The sequence below is a fragment of the Microbacterium sp. NPDC058269 genome, from assembly GCF_042881445.1.
Lineage (GTDB): Bacteria > Actinomycetota > Actinomycetes > Actinomycetales > Microbacteriaceae > Microbacterium.
The window spans coordinates 1,235,741-1,257,804 of record NZ_JBHVXT010000001.1 but is presented as its reverse complement, the minus strand read 5'-3'; the positions used below and the strand labels follow the sequence as shown (position 1 = coordinate 1,257,804).

General features: G+C 66.1%; 19 protein-coding genes. 9 read left to right on the top strand and 10 right to left on the bottom strand.

Translation table 11 applies throughout. The annotated features are described in order from the left end of the window. Positions 1-71: 71 nt before the first annotated feature. Positions 72-455 (bottom strand): hypothetical protein, encoded by a 384-nt coding sequence (locus tag ACFVWL_RS06235; RefSeq protein ID WP_387179915.1) that lies wholly within the window; start codon positions 453-455, stop codon positions 72-74. A gap of 219 nt (positions 456-674) precedes the next feature. Here ACFVWL_RS06235 and ACFVWL_RS06230 point away from each other — a divergent pair, with 219 nt between their 5' ends. Beyond that, entirely contained in the window at positions 675-1,175 is a 501-nt protein-coding gene (locus tag ACFVWL_RS06230; RefSeq protein WP_387180943.1) for a PhzF family phenazine biosynthesis protein, read from the top strand. Between the two features lie 21 nt (positions 1,176-1,196). Here the strand turns inward: ACFVWL_RS06230 and ACFVWL_RS06225 are convergent, their stop codons facing one another. Both ACFVWL_RS06225 and ACFVWL_RS06220 read right to left on the bottom strand, forming a co-directional pair. After that, complete coding sequence (locus ACFVWL_RS06225) at positions 1,197-2,042, bottom strand: PhzF family phenazine biosynthesis protein (RefSeq protein ID WP_387179913.1); 846 nt, start codon at positions 2,040-2,042, stop codon at positions 1,197-1,199. 302 nt (positions 2,043-2,344) lie between these two features. Continuing rightward, the gene (locus tag ACFVWL_RS06220; RefSeq protein ID WP_387179911.1) at positions 2,345-4,594 is read right to left on the bottom strand and encodes a LuxR C-terminal-related transcriptional regulator; all 2,250 of its coding nucleotides are present in this window, start codon (positions 4,592-4,594) and stop codon (positions 2,345-2,347) included. A gap of 921 nt (positions 4,595-5,515) precedes the next feature. Here ACFVWL_RS06220 and ACFVWL_RS06215 point away from each other — a divergent pair. The 3 genes from ACFVWL_RS06215 to ACFVWL_RS06205 all read left to right on the top strand — a co-directional run bounded on the left by ACFVWL_RS06215 (position 5,516) and on the right by ACFVWL_RS06205 (position 10,164). Beyond that, entirely contained in the window at positions 5,516-5,956 is a 441-nt protein-coding gene (locus ACFVWL_RS06215; protein WP_387179908.1) for a hypothetical protein, read from the top strand. Positions 5,957-6,252: 296 nt separating this feature from the next. Next, positions 6,253-8,733 (top strand): LuxR C-terminal-related transcriptional regulator, encoded by a 2,481-nt coding sequence (locus tag ACFVWL_RS06210; protein ID WP_387179905.1) that lies wholly within the window; start codon positions 6,253-6,255, stop codon positions 8,731-8,733. A 201-nt stretch (positions 8,734-8,934) separates the two neighbouring features. Further along, positions 8,935-10,164 carry an amidohydrolase family protein gene (locus tag ACFVWL_RS06205; protein ID WP_387179902.1) on the top strand — a complete coding sequence of 410 codons (1,230 nt, stop codon included), beginning with the start codon at positions 8,935-8,937 and terminating at the stop codon, positions 10,162-10,164. A gap of 119 nt (positions 10,165-10,283) precedes the next feature. On the opposite strand, the gene ACFVWL_RS06200 is transcribed toward ACFVWL_RS06205, so the two are convergent. Beyond that, a complete protein-coding gene (locus ACFVWL_RS06200; protein ID WP_387179899.1) occupies positions 10,284-10,763 on the bottom strand; it encodes a MarR family winged helix-turn-helix transcriptional regulator in 480 nt (159 codons plus the stop codon). Positions 10,764-10,866: 103 nt separating this feature from the next. Here ACFVWL_RS06200 and ACFVWL_RS06195 point away from each other — a divergent pair, with 103 nt between their 5' ends. Together ACFVWL_RS06195 and ACFVWL_RS06190 are read left to right on the top strand one after the other, a co-directional pair. Then, complete coding sequence (locus ACFVWL_RS06195; protein ID WP_105526160.1) at positions 10,867-11,937, top strand: alkene reductase; 1,071 nt, start codon at positions 10,867-10,869, stop codon at positions 11,935-11,937. 108 nt (positions 11,938-12,045) lie between these two features. Then, positions 12,046-12,417, top strand: coding sequence for a hypothetical protein (locus tag ACFVWL_RS06190; RefSeq protein WP_387179896.1), 372 nt, complete (start codon positions 12,046-12,048; stop codon positions 12,415-12,417). 45 nt (positions 12,418-12,462) lie between these two features. On the opposite strand, the gene ACFVWL_RS06185 is transcribed toward ACFVWL_RS06190, so the two are convergent. Further along, the gene (locus ACFVWL_RS06185; RefSeq protein ID WP_387179893.1) at positions 12,463-13,005 is read right to left on the bottom strand and encodes an SMI1/KNR4 family protein; all 543 of its coding nucleotides are present in this window, start codon (positions 13,003-13,005) and stop codon (positions 12,463-12,465) included. Between the two features lie 44 nt (positions 13,006-13,049). Here ACFVWL_RS06185 and ACFVWL_RS06180 point away from each other — a divergent pair, with 44 nt between their 5' ends. Beyond that, entirely contained in the window at positions 13,050-15,539 is a 2,490-nt protein-coding gene (locus ACFVWL_RS06180) for an excinuclease ABC subunit UvrA (RefSeq protein ID WP_387179890.1), read from the top strand. A gap of 137 nt (positions 15,540-15,676) precedes the next feature. After that, positions 15,677-16,969: an alpha/beta fold hydrolase gene (locus ACFVWL_RS06175; RefSeq protein ID WP_146113860.1), complete on the top strand. Its 1,293-nt coding sequence runs from the start codon at positions 15,677-15,679 to the stop codon at positions 16,967-16,969. A gap of 26 nt (positions 16,970-16,995) precedes the next feature. On the opposite strand, the gene ACFVWL_RS06170 is transcribed toward ACFVWL_RS06175, so the two are convergent. From ACFVWL_RS06170 to ACFVWL_RS06155, 4 genes are read right to left on the bottom strand one after another with little or no spacing between them, the layout of a single operon-like run. Then, positions 16,996-17,781 (bottom strand): NAD-dependent epimerase/dehydratase family protein, encoded by a 786-nt coding sequence (locus ACFVWL_RS06170; protein WP_387179888.1) that lies wholly within the window; start codon positions 17,779-17,781, stop codon positions 16,996-16,998. Further along, a complete protein-coding gene (locus tag ACFVWL_RS06165; RefSeq protein WP_387179886.1) occupies positions 17,778-18,368 on the bottom strand; it encodes a DUF2165 domain-containing protein in 591 nt (196 codons plus the stop codon). Before ACFVWL_RS06165 ends, ACFVWL_RS06170 begins: the two co-directional genes overlap by 4 nt. A gap of 44 nt (positions 18,369-18,412) precedes the next feature. Then, complete coding sequence (locus ACFVWL_RS06160; protein ID WP_387179884.1) at positions 18,413-19,618, bottom strand: MFS transporter; 1,206 nt, start codon at positions 19,616-19,618, stop codon at positions 18,413-18,415. After that, positions 19,615-20,151, bottom strand: coding sequence for a Chromate resistance protein ChrB (locus ACFVWL_RS06155; protein ID WP_387179881.1), 537 nt, complete (start codon positions 20,149-20,151; stop codon positions 19,615-19,617). The genes ACFVWL_RS06160 and ACFVWL_RS06155 overlap by 4 nt, the downstream gene beginning before the upstream one ends. A 91-nt stretch (positions 20,152-20,242) precedes the next feature. Between ACFVWL_RS06155 and ACFVWL_RS06150 the strand changes: the two genes are divergently transcribed. Beyond that, positions 20,243-20,857, top strand: coding sequence for a class I SAM-dependent methyltransferase (locus tag ACFVWL_RS06150; protein ID WP_387179878.1), 615 nt, complete (start codon positions 20,243-20,245; stop codon positions 20,855-20,857). Positions 20,858-20,884: 27 nt separating this feature from the next. On the opposite strand, the gene ACFVWL_RS06145 is transcribed toward ACFVWL_RS06150, so the two are convergent. Continuing rightward, positions 20,885-22,021 (bottom strand): epoxide hydrolase family protein, encoded by a 1,137-nt coding sequence (locus ACFVWL_RS06145; RefSeq protein WP_387179875.1) that lies wholly within the window; start codon positions 22,019-22,021, stop codon positions 20,885-20,887. Positions 22,022-22,064: the final 43 nt, after the last annotated feature.

Sequence of the window (22,064 nt, the reverse complement as noted above, 5' to 3'; positions counted from 1 at the left end):
TGGCGCGCAGCCTTCTTGCCGTGATTCCAAGAAGCTAGCCGACGGCGAAAGTAGTCACCGGCCGAGGCGGCTCAATCGTCGAGGGTGTCTTGCGCGGAGGTCGTCGCGCGATGTTTGAGGTACGGCCTTGCGAGCTCGCGAACCTCGACGCTCAATTCCGCGGGGATACCCGCCAGCGCCGCAGCCACCGCATCGAGGACCAGTTGCCCCAAATGCTGCATAGTCGCATAGGGGCGCCCAGGAAGCAGCAGCAACTCGGCATGCAGGAACGCTCCAGGGCCCGAAGAGTCGAATGCGCCCACGATGGAGCTTTCTACGCGGCGGGATCGCGACTTGAGGTCTCGGGGATCCTGCACCTCGCCCGACGTGAGCAGTGCGGCGTGTGCATCGAAAAGTGCGCGCTCAACAAGCTCCGCCGGCAACGTCGTTCCAGCATCGACAATGAGGTGCGGCATCAGGCGAGGCTACCATCGTCATGCGGAGGCGTTCGCGGCGCTGGCTACCTACGCCGAGGGCCCCACGGTGGGCAAACAACCATCACATTTGTCGTCGATGCACACCGGATCAACGTCGCTGTGCCCTCAGGTTGCTCGCTTGATGCGATCGGCCCTCGCGGGTCCTGCAGTGAAGGGTCCTCGTCGCCCCTCCCTACTGAGGCTCACGGTTTGGGAAAGGTGTCGGTGTCGTTCATCAGTGTGGAGCCTGAACTTCGTGTTCTTGACCGAGAAGTTCGGGATCGTCTGCTCGAACTGTTGGGCCTCGACGAATCAGATGTGGATTCACGCTTTCCGGTGCAGGAGTCTTTCGCCGGCAATTGGCATCCGATCGTCGTCCTTGCGGACCGCGAGCTGTTTCATCAGTTCCGCTTCTCTCCTGCCGATGTGGCCACCATCATGCGAGAGCGGGGGTGGACGGGCACGGTCACTGTGCTGAACGCCATCGGCCCGTTGGCATTCGAGGCGAGGAATCTGTTTCCGGTGGGGCGCATCACTGAAGACCCGGCGACAGGCTCAGCTGCCGCTGCAACCGGTGCCTATCTCCGGGCGCACGGCTTCTCTGGGCAGACGATCCACATTCGCCAGGGGCGGCACGTTGGGCGCCCGAGCGAATTGCACGCGACGATTCCCGACCGTGGCGGCATAGGCGTCGCCGGCACCGCTACCCGAATCGGGTGAGACGCTGCCGGCCACCGGTCGTCACGAACGAAGCGGGAGAAGGTCCGCGACCGCGATGACGTGCACCGTTCCGCCGACTTCAACACGACCATCGGTGGAGATCTTCGTCATCATGCGACTTGACCTCCCCGTGAAGCGACCTTGATGAATGTATACCGTTTCGCCGTGACGGGTGAGCTGCTGGTTGTGGAGGTATGAGGCGACGGGGCCGGCAGCGCTGCCGGTAGCGATGTCCTCGACCACTCCGTCGGTATCCCAGGTACGTCCTTCTCGCGCGTCCACATCCAGGAGGTAGACGAATGCGGCGCCCACCTCCGAGAGCCGCGGTTCGAGACCGCCGCGTTGTCGAGCCCGCGCGAGCCCCTTCGAGGTGACGGGAAGTATTAGATAAGGCAACCCGGTGCTGATGACCTGCGCAGGGTATCGCTCGTCTCGCTCGCTAGCGAAGGCGTCGGCAAACCACTGAGCAGTGCCCGCGCTGAGCTCGGAAGTGAGCACCGCTGGCCCCTGATCCATCACCGCTTCGATCCCGTCACCGGCGCGACGCGTGGTGACGGGCACGTCATGCGCGTTCAACCTGAGTCGCCACCGTTTTGAGCTTCGGCTTCCGTCGAGGTGGTGGAGAAGCGCCGCCGCGCCGAGGACGGGGTGACCGGCAAATGGAAGCTCCTCTTCCATCGTGAAGACGCGTGTCTCGAAGAGCTCCGGCTCCGCCGTCGGCTGGAGAAAGGATGTTTCGAACTGTCTCAACTCTTGGGCTAGAGACTGCATGAGGTCAGCGCTCAGCCCCGAGGAGTCGGGGAAGACCGTGAGCCCGTTGCCAGCAAGGGGACGCTCTGCAAAGACATCTACCAACCAGTACCGCAAGAATCCATCCTTCCATCGTCCCTTCAGAGTCGCTAGTCAGATGAATGTGACGGGGGAGGGGGCGACGAGGAAGGCCATGGCGATATTCCATCCCTCTCTTTGACTTCATCGGTGAGTGGAAGAGGGGCATCGCAACGCTGGGGAGGATTGCGATGCCCCCGATGGGCACTGCGGAAGGAGGGTAGCCTTCCACGCCCGCTCCTCAACACGGATCCCCTCCGCGGATGGAGCAGCCTCGATCATCTCGGGCACCGGCGCGGCGGACGATACGTATCTCTGCTTACCCCCGAACCTCGCGGACGCTAACCTTCCAGGTCATCGAGTGCTTGAGCGATGTCGTGCCTACTCTTGATACCCAACTTCATGAGTATCCGGCCGACGTGCACACTCGCGGTCTTCGTCGAGATTCCGAGGTTGCCGGCGACCTCGCTGTCGGTTGCCCTCAAGGCGACGAGCCTTGCCACCTCGAGTTCTCGTGGGGTGAGGAGCTGGTGGGACCGCACGCCTGTCGGTTGCGCCTGCAGGCGGCGAATCGCACGCGCCAGATCACGGGGGAGGTCGGATGTCGGCACGGAAGCGGCAACGGCTTTGGACTCGAGCGACAACCCCAGAGCGCTGAGATCGAGAGCCACTTTCGCGACCGCTCGTTCATCACGTTGTAGCTGTGCCCGCCGGAGCCGGTCGTAGAGAGCCAACACGCCGTCATATGCCTCGAAGGTGACATCCTCCGAAGGCATCTCCGGTTGGCGGTCGGCGTTCATCCGGATCAACGGAACGTCGCACAGTAGCTCGAGCGCGTGAAGATCAGCGCGGTGCGCCTCCCGTTTCGCGTGCAGCCAGGCTTCCTCCGCATCCAGCGCCGGAAGCACGGCGATCTTCGCGAGCGACGATGACGCGAGTGCGATGGCGAACAGCCGGAACGGTTCGACAAGCGGCGATGGGCTGACGCGAGACCTCGCGCGCTTCAGGTGCTCCGAACTCGTCGTCGCGTCGCCCAGCGCGGCTGCGCAGAAGGCTGCGACTGCTTCGATGACGGGATAGTACGTCGGCGCATTGTTTTCGAGCCCGGGTAGCAGGTCAAGGAGCAGCGAGTAGCCGACGCCGACACTTCCTTCACGGATTTCGATGAATGCCCAGAACAACGTCTGATGATTCGGATCGGTGTCTCCTGGGGCGATCGTGGATATCGAGTCCTTCACCTGGCTCAGGTCTGAGGCTGCCAGCAGACAGAGAACTCGAAACTGTCGCACGAAGAACTCGTCAAGCGCACTCTTGTCCTCGATCTGCTGTGCCCTGGCGAGCAGGTCGAATGCGTGCGAGGGCCTTCCGTCGATGAGGTCGCGTGCGGCAGCCACCTGGAGAGCTCGGGACTCGGTGAGAGTCTCAGGAGGGGGAGGGTCCGACAGGATAACGGCGTCCTGGCCTTGCCGCCTCAGGAGAGCTCGGTAGGACCTCAGGATCCGACCGCTCGGTTCGGCGGCCTGAGAGACGATCGCTATGGTGTAGTCCAATGCCATCGACGCGGGGCTATCCGATCCGTATCTGAACTCCGCGAGGGCGAGAGCTATACCTGCTGCCTCCATGCCCGCCAGATCGCCGCTGGACAGGATCGTCATGAGCTGTTCTTTGACAGCAATCGAATCCCCCGCCCGCATGTGCTCGAGTAGCGATTGCACGTCGTTTCCTCCGTCGATGTCGTAGTCGGCCGCCGACCGCAACGCGTCCCTCGCGGGTTCGGATGACGCAGCTATCGCGGAGAATCGCGCTGCTGCAGAGGGGGCAAGCACGAGACCGTTCTCGACCGCCCGACTGATCGCTGCGATGATGAGCCTGAGCCGTTCGGGGCCTGTGCGTAGAAGGATGTCCATACCGACGGCCTCCCCACCCATGAATGAAACCATCCCGGTGCCGGGGTCGAGGAAGACGTGGAGGTCGTCCTCTGCGTCGGCGAGCGCGTCAGAACCCACCAGCTCCCGGAGCGCTTCCGGCTTCGTCTCCCGCAGCACCGCAAGGAATCGACCGATTGCGGAGCCGCTGAGTCCTTTCGAGAGTTCCCAAGCCGACATCGTGATATCCGTCGTCGAACCGAAGGCGGCAAAGCCCGGTGAGAGTCTCAGGTTCTGATTCAGCTCCCACGTGTCGACGAGCCATCGGATCGATCGGTACGAGCCCGAGCTGGCCGACAGAAGCCACTGGACATCTTTCTTGAGTGGCTCCGCGCCGAGTCGTCGTGCAACGGCCTCTCGAAGCACTTCACTGCTCACATCGGGCATTGCGAACGTGGGGATATCGATGCCCAGCGAAGAGCGCGAGACGTAGTAGACCGCGGTCCTACCCTGGCGGGACAGGGCGTCGAAAACTCTCAGCGAGGAAGCGTCGGCGAACTCCGCGTCCTGAATGATCACAGATAGGCGCGGAGGGAGAGCCTCGCGGAGCTTCGTCGTCAACTGATGGGCGGAGACGTCGGGATCGATCACCGCGGCCAGATCGAGATATCGAAGAGTCTGCAACCGGTGGCCGCCGTCTTCGGGCAGAGCGCGGATCTTCCACACGGGCGACGTAGGCAGTAGCAGTGTCGCGATTTCCTCGGCAAGTCGAGTTCGACCACTCCCGGGTTTCCCGGTTATCGAGAGAGTGTTTCGGCGCCGGGCAATTGTGGCGCAATGATCGAGATCTTCCGCACTCACAGGTGCCGACCAATGATGCATTGATCCTGACATCGTCCTGCCCATCCATCCTCGATTGCGGTTTCTGTTCTCTCCGCGTCCCCGCATATCGCGGCCATCTCATGCGGAAAGACCGAAGTGACTTGAGCCGACCGTACCCCCTTATCCCCACCATCGACCAAGAGCCCGCCAGCGCGGACGGAAGCGGCGGTGGACGTCTGAGTCCGCTGGCGTCAGACGAGATGACGGTGTAGGTAGGGATGCGTAGGCCTCGCGGCTTCGTCGTGAGAAAAGATCAGATGTCTTCCTCCACGGGGGGTCGTGTTGAGGAAGCAGGGGCGAGGCGAAGCATCGGGGCATGCGCGCTGCCGCCCCACTCGGGGCACCGCAACGTCCACCCCACGGACTGCGGTGCCCCGATCTCATGCACGGCGATGGTGCGGTGATCGACGGGCGCCATCGCACGTCGGGCCGAGTGGGCAGTGCGGGCGTGTACGGGTTCTTTCGTCACGTCGCGAGGCTCGGCGCCTCGCGGCACCCGCGATCATGCCCGGCCGCGCCATCCCTCTTTGATCGGCAGGTCGGGTGCGGGACCTGCGGTCAATCGCGGTGAACTTCACGCCAGGGTGTAGGTATGGATGCTTATGTCGAGCGGCCTCGGCGTCGACAACACTGTGACTACCCCAGTGGTGCTGCAGGCAGCACCTTCGGGCCTAGGGGCATCTCCCCAGGTGTGCTGAGTTCTGCTCAGCTCTCCCCTAGGCCCACCCAGCTTTGAACTACTCATCCGAAATTTAGGAGCCAAGAATGTCCACCGTGAAGTCTCACCTCATCAAGTCGCTCGTCATCGCGGCAGTCGCTACTGCGGGGATCCTCGGAGGGGGCTCTGCCTTCGCCGACACCGTGGCTGCTCCGGGCGGCAACGAGAGCGAGGAGACCCCCATCGGGGTGCCGGTCGACGATGTCACGGTGGAAGCGCCGAATGGCAACGAGGGCGATGAGACCCCGATCGTGGTGCCTACGGACGATGACGCGACTCCGGGCGGCAATGAGAGCGATGAGACCCCGATCGTGGTGCCTACGGACGATGACGCGACTCCGGGCGGCAACGACAGCGATCCGGCCGAAGACACGCTCGCCGAGACTGGACCGGCCGACCTGGTCGGGGTGGCAGCGGCCGGCTCCTTGCTGGCTCTTGGCGGGCTGGCGCTCGGCACGCTGGCGCGGCGCAAGCGTCGCGCAGCCTGAGCTTCACACGATTGCGATGGTAGAAGGGGCCCACTCAGGTGGGCCCCTTCTGAGTGGGCCCCTTCGTTGAACGGCGGAAGAGCGAACGGCTCCGGCCCGATGCGCCAGTCCGCGCGCGGAAGGTGGGAGTCCGGAGGAGGCTCCTGCGTCCAGCACCGAGTCGAGAAGAGATGACAATCGAGAGTTTTCGCACATCCGGCCCGATGCCGACGTTCGTTCCGACTCGAGGCAGAGGGGATGTCGAGCGATCGCGTCTGCTACGACAAATGAGAGCTGTGTTCGATCAGCAGGCCGGGATGACCCTCATCACCGCCTCGGCTGGGGCGGGGAAGACACACCTCCTTTCACAGTGGAGTCGCCTCATCAGTGCGATCGACGACACCGACGTCGTGTCCATCAGCCTGCGGTGCGGGCTCGAGTTCCTTGCGTCGATTCGTGTGGCGCTGGAGCTGATCGACGATGACCGGCTGGCTGCGAGCCTCTCGTCGGTCCCGCCGGGGTGGGGTGTGTCGTCAGCGCGGGCGTTAGCGCGCGTGATGGACGCGACTGATCGGCGAATCGTGATCATCCTTGATGACTTCCATCTCCTCGAGACGCGCGAGTCGGCCGACGTGTTGACGGCGTTCATCGATGCACTACCGCGACCTGTTCATGTCGTTCTCGCTGGGCGGGGGAGCCGCGTGATCCCTCTTGCCCGCCGTCGCATCACCGGAGTGGCCCTGGATCTCGGTGATCGAGACCTGGCATTCACTGCTGGCGAAGCACGCGCTCTTTTCGGTTCACGCGGTGACCACCTGTCTGAGAAGCAGATCGACCGCATCCTTCAGAGAACCAGGGGATGGGCGGCTGGGCTTGTTCTCATGATGCACATCGCGGCCGATTCGCATCGCAAGTTGGGTGTGCATTTGCGGGGTGATGAGCCCGTGGTCGTGAACTACCTTCTCGAAGAGGTGGTCGGCGGCCTCGACGATGAGCTCCTCGAGTTTTTGCTCGCGACTTCTATTCCGGAAACGTTCACGCTCGACCTCGCCGCTCTGCTCTTCAGCGAGGCGCCAACCCTGGAGAGCGTCCAGGCGCTGATTCGCCTCAACATCCTGACGGAGGCCGACGCGTATGACCCGATTCGTTACCAGCTCCATCCCGTGTTGCGAGACTTCCTTCTGACGCGGCTGAAGGACCGGGACCCGGGACGGGTTCGATCTCTTGAGCGTGTCGCGGCAGAGTGGTTTGCCGAGGAGCAGGACTACGTGCCCGCAATCAGGCACGCCGTGGCGACGGGGGACCCGGACTTCGTCTGGGGGATTCTCAGTCGCTGTGGCGTGCAGCTGATTCTGATGGGGCACACCGACGATGTCAGCCGAGTACTCGGCCAGCTGCCCCGCTCATCGCGGAAGGACGCTGCCGTCCAGATGCTGATCGCCACCGCGGATGTGATGCGCGGTCATGCAGGCGCGGCGGCCGTTGCCCTGACAACACCTGACGATGTGGCTTCCGTCATCACAAATCAGTGGCGGACTGGCCTCGGCCTGCACGTCGCGAATCAGCGTGGCGGCATTGATGAAGTGCTCTCTCGCACCACGGTCGAGTCCATGGGGCAGTCGCAACTCGACATCTACGTCTCCCTACAAGCGGCGAGGGGGGAGTTACATCTTGGTCACTTGGACCGGGCGGACCGATACGCACTTCGGGTGCTCGATCGTGCGCGGCTCGAGCGAGCGTCCGTCGCGGAACTGCAGGCCACCATCGTCCGCAACGCGAGCGCGCTCTTTCGCGGCAGAGTGCGCGCTGCTGCGGCGGGAGGCGAACGATTCGAGCGCCGATGGCAGGACCTGGATGAACCGAGAGGTGCGTTCACCGCATTGAACCTCGCCTGGTGGTATTGGGCGAGATACGAGCTCATGCAGGAGCGCCCGGGACAATTGCGGCGGCTCGTCCACGCTGCGGCGGAGATCAGCTCTGCGCCCACTATCGTGCGTGGTATCAGAGGACTCGTCGCACTCACACGGGTGGGTGATAGCGAGGGGACAGACTCGCACGACGCGGCAGTATCACTGCTGGAGCTCCTCAGCCCCCGAGAGGACATGCCCGTCCCCGTGCATTGGCACGCGATGATCGCTCCGTTCGTCGTTCGCGCGTTGGGGAGACTCGGTGAACCACACCTGCGGGACGAGTTCATCGGCGCCACCGATCGGGTCCTTGACGGCACCAGCGAGATGCACCTGTTGCGCGCCACCGCAGCGATGCAAGACCAGCGACACGGCGAAGCATCGGACGTGCTCGCCCTGGCGTTCGAGGGTGCTGGTCCGTGGTTGCTTCACGCCTCAAGCATCGATGCCTGGCTGCTGGCCGCCGACCTCCACGTTCAGCAAGGGCAACTCGAACAGGCACAGATCGCGCTTGACACCGCGCTACGAATCGCGGAGCCCGAGGGGCTTGTTCGCCGGTTCGCGGATGCCGGCCCCGCCATCGCTCAGCTATTGGCCAGCAGGTCCGTCGTCGACGCGCCCTCTGCCTTCGCCTCCCGCGTCCAAGGTCGACTTCTCAGTGCAATCGGGCAGGAGGATCACCTCACCCCTCGTGAAAGGGTCGTGCTGGCCGCGTTGAGTCGTAACGCGACGCTTCGTGAAATCGCTCGTCAGGAGTTCGTCTCGCACAACACCGTCAAGACGCACACCCGCAACATCTACCGCAAACTGGGGGTCTCCGACCGTCGAAGCGCTGCTGCAGCCGCACGCGACCTCGGTTTGTCGTACGGTCAACTCTCGCTCGGGCTGTGAGGTGTCTCCACGGGCCCGGAAATGAGCACGTGGGACAGCTCGCTGATGTAGGCATTGGTACCTATCCGAAACCATGCCTGGAGCGTGAATCATGGTCTCGTTCGACCGCGGGTGTGACAGCGGGAACGACGTGGAGATCGCCTGTTCGGCGGCACCGTCGCCCGCATGCGTCCCGTGGAGCGAGGATAACGAGGGAGATGCATGCGCGTCCAGATCATCAACGCCCACATGCTCGAGCCTGCGACAGGCGAGCGTCGGCAAGATTCGTGGATCGAGATCGACGGCGGCAAGATCGTCGACAGCGGGGTCGGGACGCCTCCCGCGCCCTCGGGCGACGTCCGCGTGATTGATGCGCGCGGTGGCACGGTCATGCCTGGATTGATCGACGCGCACGTCCACATCTTGGTGACTTCGACCGATGCGTCGGAGGTCGCTTCCTGGGCACCGAGCTACGCCACGATCCGGGCGTTGCGTTCTGCTGGCGACATGCTTCGACGTGGGTTCACTACGGTCCGCGACGTTGGCGGTGCCGACTACGGGATGGCGCGCGCCCTGGACGAGGGGTTGCTCCCTGGCCCGCGGTTGGTGTTCGGGGGGAAGGCGCTCTCGCAGACCGGTGGCCACGGAGACTTCCGATCGCGGAGTGACGACTCCCTGCCGTGCTGTCAGCTGAAGCCCGACTTCGGCCGGATCGCAGACGGGGTCGACGCGGTTCGGAGGGCGGCTCGTGACGAGTTTCGCAAGGGCGCCCATCATTTGAAGCTTGTGGTTTCCGGCGGTGTTGCGTCGCCGACCGATGAGATCTCGGCGGTGCAGTACACGGCCGATGAATTGCGCGCCGCTGTCGTGGAAGCGGAGAATCACAACCGCTATGTGACTGCGCATGCGTACCACCCGCGTGCCGTGAATCAGGCGCTCCGGGCGGGTGTCCGTTGCATTGAACACGGGAACCTCATCGACGATGAATCGATCCGGCTGCTCGTGGCGAACGATGCGTTTCTCGTGCCGACCATCGTCACGTACGAGGCCATGTACGAGGTGGGGAGGGCCTCGGGTCTCTCCTCGAGTTCGCTCGGAAAGCTAGACGAAGTCCGCTCAGCCGCGCTTGACGCGCTGGGTCGGGCGCATCTTGCGGGAGTCAACATTGCATACGGCAGCGATCTCCTCGGCGCGTTGCAAGTACGTCAGCTCGACGAGTTCACAATCCGTGCGCGTGTTCAGGAGAACATCGACGTGATTCGAAGCGCTACGAGCACCGCGGCTCGACTACTCAACATGGAGGGCCAGGTCGGCACGCTGTCGCCCGGTGCGTTCGCCGACCTGCTCATTCTCGACGGCGACCCCGAAAGGGATATCGGAATCCTCACGAATCCCCGCCGCTACTTGCGCCACGTGACTATCCGCGGCGAAGTCGCCGACGTTGCGGGATGACGATTGCTCATCTGAATTCTGGAGTCGGTGGATCATCAGCCCTATGTGTTCGTTGCTAGCACGTCGTCCGGAGAGGGTGCCTCGAATGGACTGGGGGCGATCGGACTTCAGCGAATCGGTCAGGCCTGGGGACAGATGCCGGAGACCGAGCCGACGATTTTCTCGGTGTATGAGCGGAACGCCTCGCGGTTGCGCGGAGGCAGCTCGGCGATCAGCTCTTCGAGCGTGTCGTTGAGCTGGCCGTAGAACGCCCGCGCGGCGGCCTCGCCCGCTGCGGTCGCCGTGACGTTGGTCGACCGCCTGTCGTGGGGGACGACGGCGCGTTCGACCAGGCCTCGCGCCTCGGCGCGATCGATGAGGCCCGTCAACGCGGTCTTCTCGATGTCCAGGCTCTGGGCGATCGTCGCCATCCGCTGCGGACCGCTCAGCAGGAGGCCGAGGATGCGCGCCTGCGTGGGGGTGAGTCCGTTCTTCTCGGCCAGCGTGATCACCCGCGTCGTCACCAGCGAGGTGAGCTGGGCCAGCGGATGCATGAAGCCGAGGTCGGGTTGCTTCCCGGCGTCGGCGACGGGAGGCTTCGTGGTCTCGCCTGTCGCCATGGGAATACTGTACATCCAGGGATAGTTCACCCCATGTACAGTCACTCACGTGGACTGTCGGGATGCGTACAGCATCTCGTCGACGACGGAGGAAGAAGAACCTATGAATTCTGCGCTCGCACCCTACGATCTCGCGGGGATCCCGCTCGCCAACCGGATCGTGATGGCCCCGATGACTCGCAGTCGTGCCTATGGCCCCGGCGCGACGCCGACCGGTCTCAACGCGACCTACTACGCACAGCGCGCGACAGCCGGTCTGATCGTCACGGAGGGGACGCAGCCATCGGTGGTCGGGCAGGGCTACCCCGACACTCCGGGGCTGCACACAGCCGAGCAGGTGGCGGCATGGAGAGCGGTGACCGACGGCGTCCATGCCGAAGGCGGCAGGATCTTCGCCCAGCTGATGCACGTCGGCCGCATCGGCGACCCTGATCTGCTCCCGGACGGCATGATCCCGGTCGGACCCTCGGCCGTCGCCGCAGCGGGAGAGATCTACACGCATTCCGGGAAGAAGCCGCACGTCACCCCGCACGTGCTCACCGAGGAGGAGATCGCGGACACGATCGCCGACTTCGCCGACGCCGCAGCGAACGCGATCGAGGCCGGCTTCGACGGGGTCGAGATCCACGGCGCCAACGGCTACCTGGTGCAGCAGTTCCTCGCCACGAATGCCAACGTGCGGCAGGACGGGTGGGGTGGTTCGATCGCCGGACGCACACGCTTCGCCGTCGAGGTGGCTCGCGCGGTCAGCTCGCGGATCGGGGCGGAGCGCACGGGCATCCGGTTGTCGCCCGGTGGGGTTCTCGGCGACATCCAGGAGGACGACCGCGAAGTCACGTATCTCTCGCTGATCGAGCAGCTCGCCCCGCTGGGCCTCGCCTACGTGCACGTCATGGAAGCCCCCGGGCAGCGCGACCTCGTGCTCCGCATGCGCGAAGCCTGGCCGAACACCTTCATCCTCAACCCGTTCACCGGTAGCGAGCCGACCGGGCCGGACGCACTCTCCCTGGTCGAGGAGGGGACGGCCGACCTGATCTCCTACGGGGCGCTCTACATCGCCAACCCTGATCTGCCCGACCGTCTGCACAAGGGCGGCCCGTTCAACGCCCCCGATATGAGCAAGGCGTTCGGCGGCGACCACCAGGGCTACACCGACTACGCCACCCTCGCCTAGTCCGGCCGCACCCATTCCATCCCCTCTCCTCTACGGTGAGGGGATGGAGTGGGGCGACTTCACCTGAGCTGCCGCTCCGCGGTAGATCGGCAACTTTGAGGAGGGTCCATGAACAGCGACCAGTGGGGACGAGCCCGGGCGGACCGCGCCGCGGCCGACCGGCGCGCGCGAGCAGCCGAGGAAGCTTCGAGCGTGGAGGCTGCACCCCAGAAGACTCCGGTTCTCGGGCGGACGGGATTCGTTGCCGTGCTCGCGATGGGGGCGCTCGCTCTCCTTCTGCGCCGCTCTGGTCTAGGGGCCATCGGTGACGTGCTGCTCCTCGGGTCGTACGTCGTCGGAGTGGGCTTTGCTGCCTGGTCTTTGGTCAAAAAGGAGAGCCCGAAGTTCGCCATCGGCACCCTGGCTCTTCTGGTGGCCGGGCCCGTGTTGCTCTGGGCGCTCGGGGCACTCGTCTGGTTCGGATATGGATCGGGATTGTAGTCCGACAGCCCTGATCCGCACGCCGGTGGATCGCGGACCTGCGGTTCACAGCGCCGCCGGGACGAGTGGCGTGAAGTCGATGGGGTCGGAGTCCCGTCCGCTGTTGCGTCCTCGGACCCATTCGACCGCCTCGAACAGGTCGTCGCCGACGCGTGTCAGCGAGTCGAAGCGTGTGGTGTGGAAGATCGGCAGTTCGTCGTCACTGTCACGGGCGCCGGTGTCCCAGGCGAGATAGTCGCCGTTCTCGCTCATCGCGAAGACCACCAGCCGTTGCGCGATGTCCCAGGAGCCGTCGGGCTCGATCTTCCAGGTGTCGTCGTCGGCTCGTCCTTCGTCGAATTCCTGGTGCAGCCGATCGGTCAGATACCCGCCTCGGCCCACGATGCCATCACCGAATCCTGAAGGAACCGGCGTGTAGATGAGCCAGAGCCCGAACAGGCGCCCCCAGCCGAATGCGCGCACGAACGAGACGTACGACGGCGGTAGCGGGGCACCGTCTGGCAGCCGGTGCCGCTCGATGGTCTGTTCGTCCAACAGCGGAGCGGCCGGCCGGGCGACTCTCACGTTCCATCGCGATTCGTGTTCCACCCCTGAAGGCTATGTCGTGCAGCCCTCTCCTCTACGGTGAGGGGATGGAATGGGGCAAGGAAGTCGTCGTCCGTGGGGCCCGCGTCCACAACCTGAAGAACGTGGATGTGGATGTGCCGCTGCACTCCCTGGTCGGAGTGACGGGCGTCTCGGGGTCGGGCAAGTCTTCGCTCGCCCTCGGGGTGCTCTACGCCGAGGGGTCGCGTCGCTACCTGGAGGCGCTCTCGGCGTACACGCGTCGGCGGCTGTCACAGGCCGCACGCGCGGACGTCGACATCGTCGAGGGGGTTCCCGCGGCGATCGCTCTGCACCAGCGCCCGGCGGTTCCCGGTGTGCGCAGCACCTTCGGGACGGCGACGGAGCTGCTGAACTCGCTGCGGCTGCTCTTCTCCCGTCTCGGCGCGCATCGGTGTCCGAACGGGCACAGCGTGCCGCCGTCGCTGAGCATCGCCTCGACCGGTCACACCACGTGCCCGACCTGCGGGGTGCGGTTCGCCGCGCCGGGTGCCGAGGCGTTCTCGTTCAACGAGGAGGGTGCATGCGAGACCTGCGAGGGGACGGGCGAGACGCGTCAGGTCGACCGGCGGGCGCTCGTTCCCGACGAATCGCTGTCGATCGACCAGGGAGCAGTCGCGGCCTGGGGGTCGTTCGGTGCGAGCCTCCTGCCGCAGGTGGTCGCGGCTCTCGGCGTGCGCACCGACATCCCGTTCCGCGACCTGACCGATGACGAGCGGCACATGGTGCTCGACGGCGAGGAGACGACGCGACCGGTCGTCGTGACGAGCAAGAACGGCAACGTGTTCGAGCTCAACGCGAAGTATCGCAACGCCGTCCAGGTGATCGACGATGCGCTGCGCAAGGCTCAGAGCGAGAAGGGGCTCGCGCGACTCGACCGCTTCGTGCACGTGGCGAGGTGCCCTGCCTGCGGCGGCTCACGACTCAACGCGCAGGCGCGGGCCACGACCGTGGCCGGGGAGAGCCTCGACGTCGTCTCGGCGTGGAGCCTGGAGCAGGTCACCGAGTTCGTCCGCGGCCTGCCGTCCACGGCGCCGGCAGAGTTGCGGGAGATGGCCGAGCGCATCGTCGAGGCCTTCACATCGATGGGGGACCGGTTGCTCGGACTCGGGCTCGGATACGTCTCGCTCGACAGATCGTCACGCACGCTCTCGACCGGGGAGCTGCAGCGGGTTCAGCTGGGCAGAGCGCTGCGCAGCAGTGCGACCGGAATCCTCTATGTGCTCGATGAGCCGTCCATCGGCCTGCACCCGGCCAACATCGAGTCGCTGCTCCGGGTGGTCAGGCGGCTCGTGGAGACCGGCAACTCGGTGGTCCTCGTCGACCACGACGTGGACGTGCTCCGACATGCCGACTGGCTGATCGAGGTGGGACCCGATGCCGGGACCCACGGCGGACAGATCGTCGCGACGGGCGATGTCGCCGCGATGGAGGGGAACCCGTCGTCCCGCATCGGCGGCTTCCTCAGCGGACGCGAACCCGCCGTCGTCCGCACCCTGACCGATGCCGAGCAGATGTTCGCAGAGGGGCGCATCTCTCTACGGACCACACCGCACTTCACACTGCACGGGCTCTCCGTCGACTTCCCGCTCCGCAGGCTGACCGCGGTGACCGGGGTGTCTGGTTCGGGCAAGACCACCCTGGTCCTCGAAAGCCTCGCCGCCGCGTTGGAAGCGCAGCACACCGGGATGAGCCGTCCGGCGCACGTCGCCCACCTCGACCCGGGCGGCATCGAGCGCACGGTCGTCGTCGACGCGGCGCCGATCGGACGAAACGTACGCTCGACGGTCGCGACCTACACCGGCGTCCTCGACGACCTGCGCCGCGCTTACGCGCACACCGATGCCGCCAAGGCACTCGGACTCACCGCATCGAGCTTCTCGTACAACACGGGTGAACTCCGGTGTCCCTCCTGCGAAGGGGTGGGGCAGGTGTTCCTCGACGTGCAGTTCCTTCCCGACGTCGACATCGCGTGTCCCACCTGCGGCGGCACGCGGTACAGCCCTCGGGCGGATGAGGTCAGCCTCGAGGGCGTCACCCTGCCCCAAGCCCTCGCGCTGACCGTCGAAGAGGCCCGCTCGCGGTTCGCACGCATCCGGAAGGTCGAAGCCCGACTGCGCACACTGGAGGAGATCGGACTGGGGTACCTCACGCTGGGGGAGGCGACCCCTGCCCTGTCCGGCGGCGAGGCGCAGAGACTGAAACTCGTCGCGGACCTGGAACGTGAGCTGCACGGCACCCTGTTCATCTTCGACGAGCCCAGCGTGGGCCTGCACCCCGCGGATGTGCGCGTACTCCTCGCCGTGCTCCAACGCCTGCTCGATGCCGGCGCGACCGTGATCGTCATCGAGCACGACCTCGACGTGATCGCCAACGCCGATCACGTGATCGATCTCGGTCCCGGCGGCGGTGCGGACGGAGGGCAGATCGTGGCGGCGACCACCCCCGAAGGGCTCACCCGGATCCCCGAGAGCCTGACCGGGCGATACCTGCGCCTGCACACCGACTCCCGCGCCTGAGAGCGAAGGCGGAGTGGGGTCAGAGCACCCCGGCGTCGGAGGGGGCCGGACTCATCCCAGCGAGGGATGTGCCCGGCGGTCGTCCGCGACAGGATGGGACGTGCGGGGAACTCCCTCGTGTGAACTGGGGGTATGACATGCGGAGATTCTCGCGCGGACCGAAGATCTGGTCGGGAGCGGCGGCGCTCGTCGTCGCAACGATAGCGCTCGCCGGGTGCAGCATCCCGGGGTCGGAGCCTGTGGACGCGTCAGTGGAGGCCGTGGACCCGGCGAAGGGGGCCGAGGGGTTCCCGGTGGGGGAGTGGGAGGCCTGCGCGCTTCCTGGGCAGCCGGATCGTCGATGCGGGTCGGTGCAGGTCGGGTCGGCGACTGGCGACGACGATACCAAGGTCGCGATTGCCGTGGCAGTCACCCCGGCCCGCAACGCCGACAGCGCCTCGAAGGGCGTGCTGTTCGTCGATCCGGGCGGCCCGTTGGTGTCGGGCATCGCGTCGCAGGCCGGGTTCGCCGCGACGGCGGACGCCGAGGTCCGCGACAACTTCGACATCGTCGGGTACGACCGCCGGGGTTTCGGGCGCAGCACCCCGATCACCTGCGACATCGCCGACTCGCCCTCGTTCTCCGAAGCGGACATCGACAAGGAGTGGGCATCCTTCGAGCCGACGGCGCGAGCGGAGCTGAAGAAGTGCGAGCAGGAGACGGACGGGCGCGTGCTCACTGCCGGCATCAACGCAGGTGTTCGCGATCTCGATGCCGTCCGTGAGGCGCTGGAAGTGGACCAGATCAACATGCTGGCGCTCTCGTACGGCACGCTCCTCGGACAGGCCTACCTTGCTTCGCACCCGGATCGGGTGCGAACGATGATCCTCGATGGCACTGTCGATCCCGAGACCACGGGTCCCGAACAGACGCTGGAGAACATGCTCGACGTATCGGATGCGGCAGCGAGCTCCGGAACCGATCGCGACCCGAAGCTCGCTGATGGTTTCGTTGATGCGTACACGAAGGTCTCCGAAATGTATGGCGACGGTGCACCGTACGCGCAGGATCTGGCCTACAACTGCACCGACTTTGTTTGGCCGGCGACCCCGTTCGATGAGGCGGACGGTTTGACGTCGGAGCAGCAGGCAGAGGTTCTCGGCTCGCGAGCGTACTGTTACGGCTGGCCGGGGGCTGACCCGATCGGTGCGCTCGACTTTCCAGAAGAGGCTCCGAAGCCGCTGCTCATCAACGGCATCGACGACCTTCGTACCCCGATCGACGGTGCGCGCGCTGTCGCCGAGCGAACCGGAGGCGTGCTCATCACGATGCCGGGGAGCTTCCACGGACTGGTGAACAGTTTCACCTGCCCGACCGACATCGCCACGGCTTACCTCCTCACCGCGCAGCTGCCGACGGCATCGGAGTGCCCGAAGGCGGAACCTCGCTGACGAGTCGGAACACCCGCGAAAGACGCCTATCGACGCATCCGGTCGGTCGAGTACTCCGGGGTCGCGTATATTCCACCCTGCGCGATGCTCGCGTCGATCGACTCTTCCGGCACCCGGTCCGCGGCATCGTCCTGTGGGACGTACCCGACCGCTGCTCCGGCGTCGAGGTCCCACCAGCGGTTCGTGTTCGCCGACACCGCATAGAACACGGCGGTGTGCTCGGTGGTGGTCATGGCGGCCACGAAGGCCCGCACCGCGTCGGCGGGACTGAGCCAGGTGCGCTGCTCGCGTGCGGAACCCGGGCGTTGCTCATAGGTACCGATCCGCACCGAGACGGTGCTGATGCCGAACTTGTCGGCATACAGTCGGCACAGCGCTTCGCCCGCGACCTTCGACACCCCGTAGAAGCCGTCGGGCCGCGGAGGCATGTCGGGGGTGACATGCTCGCCGGCGGAGTACATGCCCGTCAGCCGGTTGCTACTGGCGTAGACGACTCGGGTTACACCGGCCCGACGGGCGGCTTCGAGCACGTGGTAGGTGCCGACGATGTTGACCTCGGCGAGGTCGTGGAAGTCTGCCTCGTCGGCGATCCCGCCCAGATGGATCACGCCGTCGGCGCCCGCGAACAGCTCCACCAGGGATTCGAGGTCACCGAGATCCGCCGTCACGACGGAGTCCCCGGGGCCGATGGGGCTCGCCGGGCGGATGTCGGTGGACACCAGCTCGACGCCCTCTTCCGCGAGCGCGATGCGGAGTGCGGATCCGATGGTCCCGGCAGCACCGGTGACGACCCAGCGGCTTCCCGCGATCACGATGTGGCGTCGCGGCGAGGCGTGGTGTCATCCCACCGCGGCGACGGGAGATGCAGCAGCACCAGGCCAATGCCGGCGATCACCGAGTTGCGGAAGGCGGGGTCGAGCCCGTTCCACGACGTGGAGCGCCACATCTGGAACCACTCGCCGCCCACCGAGATGAACCCGCCGACGAAGAGCAGGATGATCATGACCAGGCCGATCGACGACCAGACGCGCGCGGCGTGGAAGCCGTGGCCGAGGAATCCGCGGATGAAGAAGACGAGGGCCACGATCAGCACGATCGCGCTCAGTGACTCCCAGATGATCACCCCGATGTACGCGAGGTTCCACAGCACGGGGTTGTCGATCGCCCGCCACATCACGTCGGGGTCGAGTCCCTTGCCGGCCTCCTGGCCGAAGTTCGTGGTGTCCATTGCCAGCACATGCTGCACGAAGTCGAAGTTGGTGCCGTAGTCGGTGATGTTGCCGAGGGCGACGAGGAAGATGTAGAGCGCGTTCACGAGGACGAGAGCGGCCGCGGCGAAGGGCAGCGAGCCGAGAACGTGCCAACGAGGTGAGCGTGCCGGTGCGTCGGTCGTGGTCATGACCAGACCGTATCGGTCGCCGTGTCCTCGCGTCGAGGGGTGCATCACGCGTTCGGACCGGTGGCCTTCGTGCTCTCGGCCGGAATGCGCGGCAGCATCCGAGTGGCCGATCCGGTCAGCGCGACGACGATCGCGAGCGCAGTGAGCCCGATCGGCAGCGTCGCCACCACGGCGACGCCGCCGACGAGCAAGGGCCCTCCGGCGTCTCCGAGTTCACGGCCGAGCTCAGCGGTACCCATCGTGCGGCCCATTCGCTCGGGCGGTGTCGCGTCGGCGAGGTGCGCGAATGAGAAGGGTGTGGCGAGTCCGATCCCGATGCCGAGCAGTCCGGCGGCGACGTAGAGGCCCGGCAGCGTGGGCAGGAGGGCGGCGACGAGGATGCCGGCGGTGATGATCGCGAGACCCAGCGCCATCGCGGCACGATCGCTGACACGGCCGCTGTCACGCAGTCTTCCCGCCCACGGTTGAGTGAGCGTCGAACTCAGCGCCAGAACGGACGCGAGCGCGATGCTCGCGAACAAGGGCGCCTCCTCGCTACTCGCCATGGCGGGAAGGAAACCGATGGCCGCACCGAGCGCGCCGCTGGAGGCGGCGAGGACCAGCGTCGGGATGAGGAAGCCGCGCTCCGTCGTCTGGCGGACGAGGTCGGCGACCGTATAGCGGGGTCGAGGAAGCGGGTCGACGCGGGGGAGGGCGATCGCCACCCAGAGCGCGGTCAGGATGGCGACCGCGCTCAGGAAGGCGAAGAGCAGCGCGAAGCCGCCCGTGAAGATCAGCGCGGCGCCGATGAGCGGACCCAGCGTGTAGCCGAGTCCCTTCCAGGATCCGTATCTGCCGAAGTATCGTCCCTTCGCGCCCGGGGCTGCGAGCCGTGCGACCGTCGCGGAGGAGGCGGGTGAGAACGCCGAGGCGGCTGCACCCTGCCCGAGTCGTGCGACTGCGAGGGCGATGGTGTTCGACGACCACAGCCCGATGAGCGACACGATGCCGAACGCGAGAAGGCCGAAGACGATCACCGGCTTGGCGCCGATGCGGTCGGCGAGCGAGCCGAACACCGGCTTGAGGAACACCTCGGCGAGGTCGTAGATCGCCAGGAGGGCGCCCATCCGGAGGAGATCGAGGCCGATGCTCTCCCCGGTCGCGCCGATGCCCGCTGCGATGCTGTGGGCGCCGAAGGCGGTGACGAAGCCGGCGGCGTAGAGCGGGGCGATCGAAACTCTCGTCCGTGCCGAGGCCGCCGGATCACTCACGCGTGGACCGCTTGATAGACGAGGTCCGCGAAGCGGGCGAGGTCGGCGACGCAGGCCGCGAGCTCGCGGTCCGCGCCCTTCGATGATGCGGAATCGAACACATCGCGGCTGCGGATCGCCCGATGCCAGCGCTGCAAGCGGTCGAGGCTCTGCTCCTCCTCTTCGAGCTCTGCCAGGGTGAACTTCTTCTTCGCGATCTCGCGAGCGATCTCGGCCCGATACTTCTCGCAGTCGGCGATGAACTCCGACCAGTCATCGGCGCGCGCGGCGTCGAACAGCGCTCTGAGGGCGGCCGTGTCGCCGCCGTCGGCCTGGGTGCGGAGTACGAGGATGTCGCCGTCGCCGCGCTGCGCGAGCGCCCGGGCCCGCTCGACGCCCGCGACGCACGCCGGCACTTCTGGGGCGACCCAGGTGCCCTGTCCCGCAGGCACCGCGCCGAATTGGCGCAGTTCCCGCCAGACGGCGACGCGGTGTCTCGAAGGTGCCGCCGGCACCTGAACCAGGAGAACGAGCCAGCCATCCGTATTCGTCACATTCAGAACTGTAACAGTTGTTACATCCAGCCCCGCGACAGTTGCCGGATACCGTGGAGGTCGGTGATCGCGAGCGGACGGTGAGGGTTTCATGTCGGACGACTCCGGGAGCGATGCGCGCATCCGAGACGGATATGCCGCGCGTGCCGTCGAGTACACCGAGCTGCTCGGCGACATCGGGCAGATGGACGACGTCGACCGGGAGCGCATCGGACGCTGGGCGGATGGCGTCGACGGTCGCGTTCTCGATGCCGGATGCGGCCCCGGGCACTGGACCGCCTTCCTCGTCGATCGAGGAGTCCACGCCGAGGGCATCGACCTCGTGCCGGAGTTCATCGCCGATGCGTCCGCACGGTTCCCCCAGGTTCCGTATCGGGTGGCGTCGCTGACCGACGCCGACGTGCCGGCAGGCTCGCTCGGTGGCGTGCTGGCGTGGTACTCGCTGATCCATGCGAGTCCGGATGAACTGCCTCTCCTGCTCACCGCCGCTCGACGCGCGCTCCGCGAGGGCGGGCGCCTGCTGATCGGCTTTTTCGACGGGCCGGACGGCGAGGCCTTCCCCCACGCCGTCACCACGGCGCACTTCTGGTCGGTGACGGGGATGACGGCGCTGCTCGAGCGCGCGGGCTTCGCCGTGATCGACAGCGAGGCGCGGGTGCAGGACGGGCGGCGCCCGCACGCATCGATCAGCGCGGTCGCGATCTGATCGACGCGTGCGGACGTGCGGTGTCGATCAGGCGAGACTGCGGAAGAACTTCCGGATGTCCTCGGCGAGAAGCTCCGGCTCCTCCATCGCCGGGAAGTGCCCGCCCTCGGTGAACTCGCTCCAGTGGCTGATCGCACCGGCCGGATCCATGGTGCGCCGGATCAGCGGATGGGTGTCGAAGACGGCCCAACCGGCGGGCACCCCGGAGGGCATGACGACGTCGAGCTCGGCGTGCTCCGACTCGTAGAAGAACTGCGCGACGGAAGCGCCACTGCGGGTGAACCAGTACAGGCTGACGTTCGCCAGGAGTTGGTCGCGATCGACGTCCGGCGCCCGGTGACCGCCATCGATCCTGCGCTTGAACTTCTCGACGATCCACGCGAGCTGGCCGACGGGCGAGTCGGTGAGTGCCGGGCCGATCGTGTCCGGTCGATGGTTGTGCATGCCGATGTAGCCGCGTTCCGCAGCACTCGCGGCGTGTGCGGCCTCGAGCTGGGCGAGCTCCTCCTCGGACAGGCCATCGGGGGCGGGGAACATGGTGCCGACCAGCCCGAGCCACACGCGGTCGCTGCCGAAGTGGGTGCCGATGACGCGTTCGGGGTGCATCCCGGCAAGTCGTCCGGTGATGCCCGTGCCGACGTCGGTACCGTGCGTCGCGAACCGGTCGTAGCCGAGACGCATCATGATCTCGGCATAGGCCTCCGCAGTCCGCGCGAGATCCCACCCGGTCCCGGACAGCGGGTTCGAGAAGCCGAGGCCGGGCAGTGACGGGATGATCACGTGGAACTCGTCGGTCAGCAATGGGATCAGTCGCTGGTACTCGATGAACGACGCGGGCCAGCTGTCGCTGAGAAGCAGAGGCGTGGCCCCCGGGTTCGCCGACCGCACATGGAGCACATGAAACGTCTGGCCGTCGACGACCGTCGTGAACTGCTCATGCGTGTTGAGGGCAGCCTCCTGCGCGCGCCAGTCGAAGCCCTCGCGCCAGTACTCGGCGAGCTCCTTCAGGTAGGGGAGCGGAACACCCCGTCGGAAGTCGGCGCTGTCGTCTCGACCGGGCACGGCCAGCGGCCACCGTGTACGGGTCAGACGATCGTGAAGGTCATCGATGGCGTCCTGCGGGATGTCGATGCGGAAAGGGGTGAGGGAGGTGTTCTGGGTCATGTCATTCACGCTCTCAGCTAATGTGGAAGACGAGCTTCCGCAT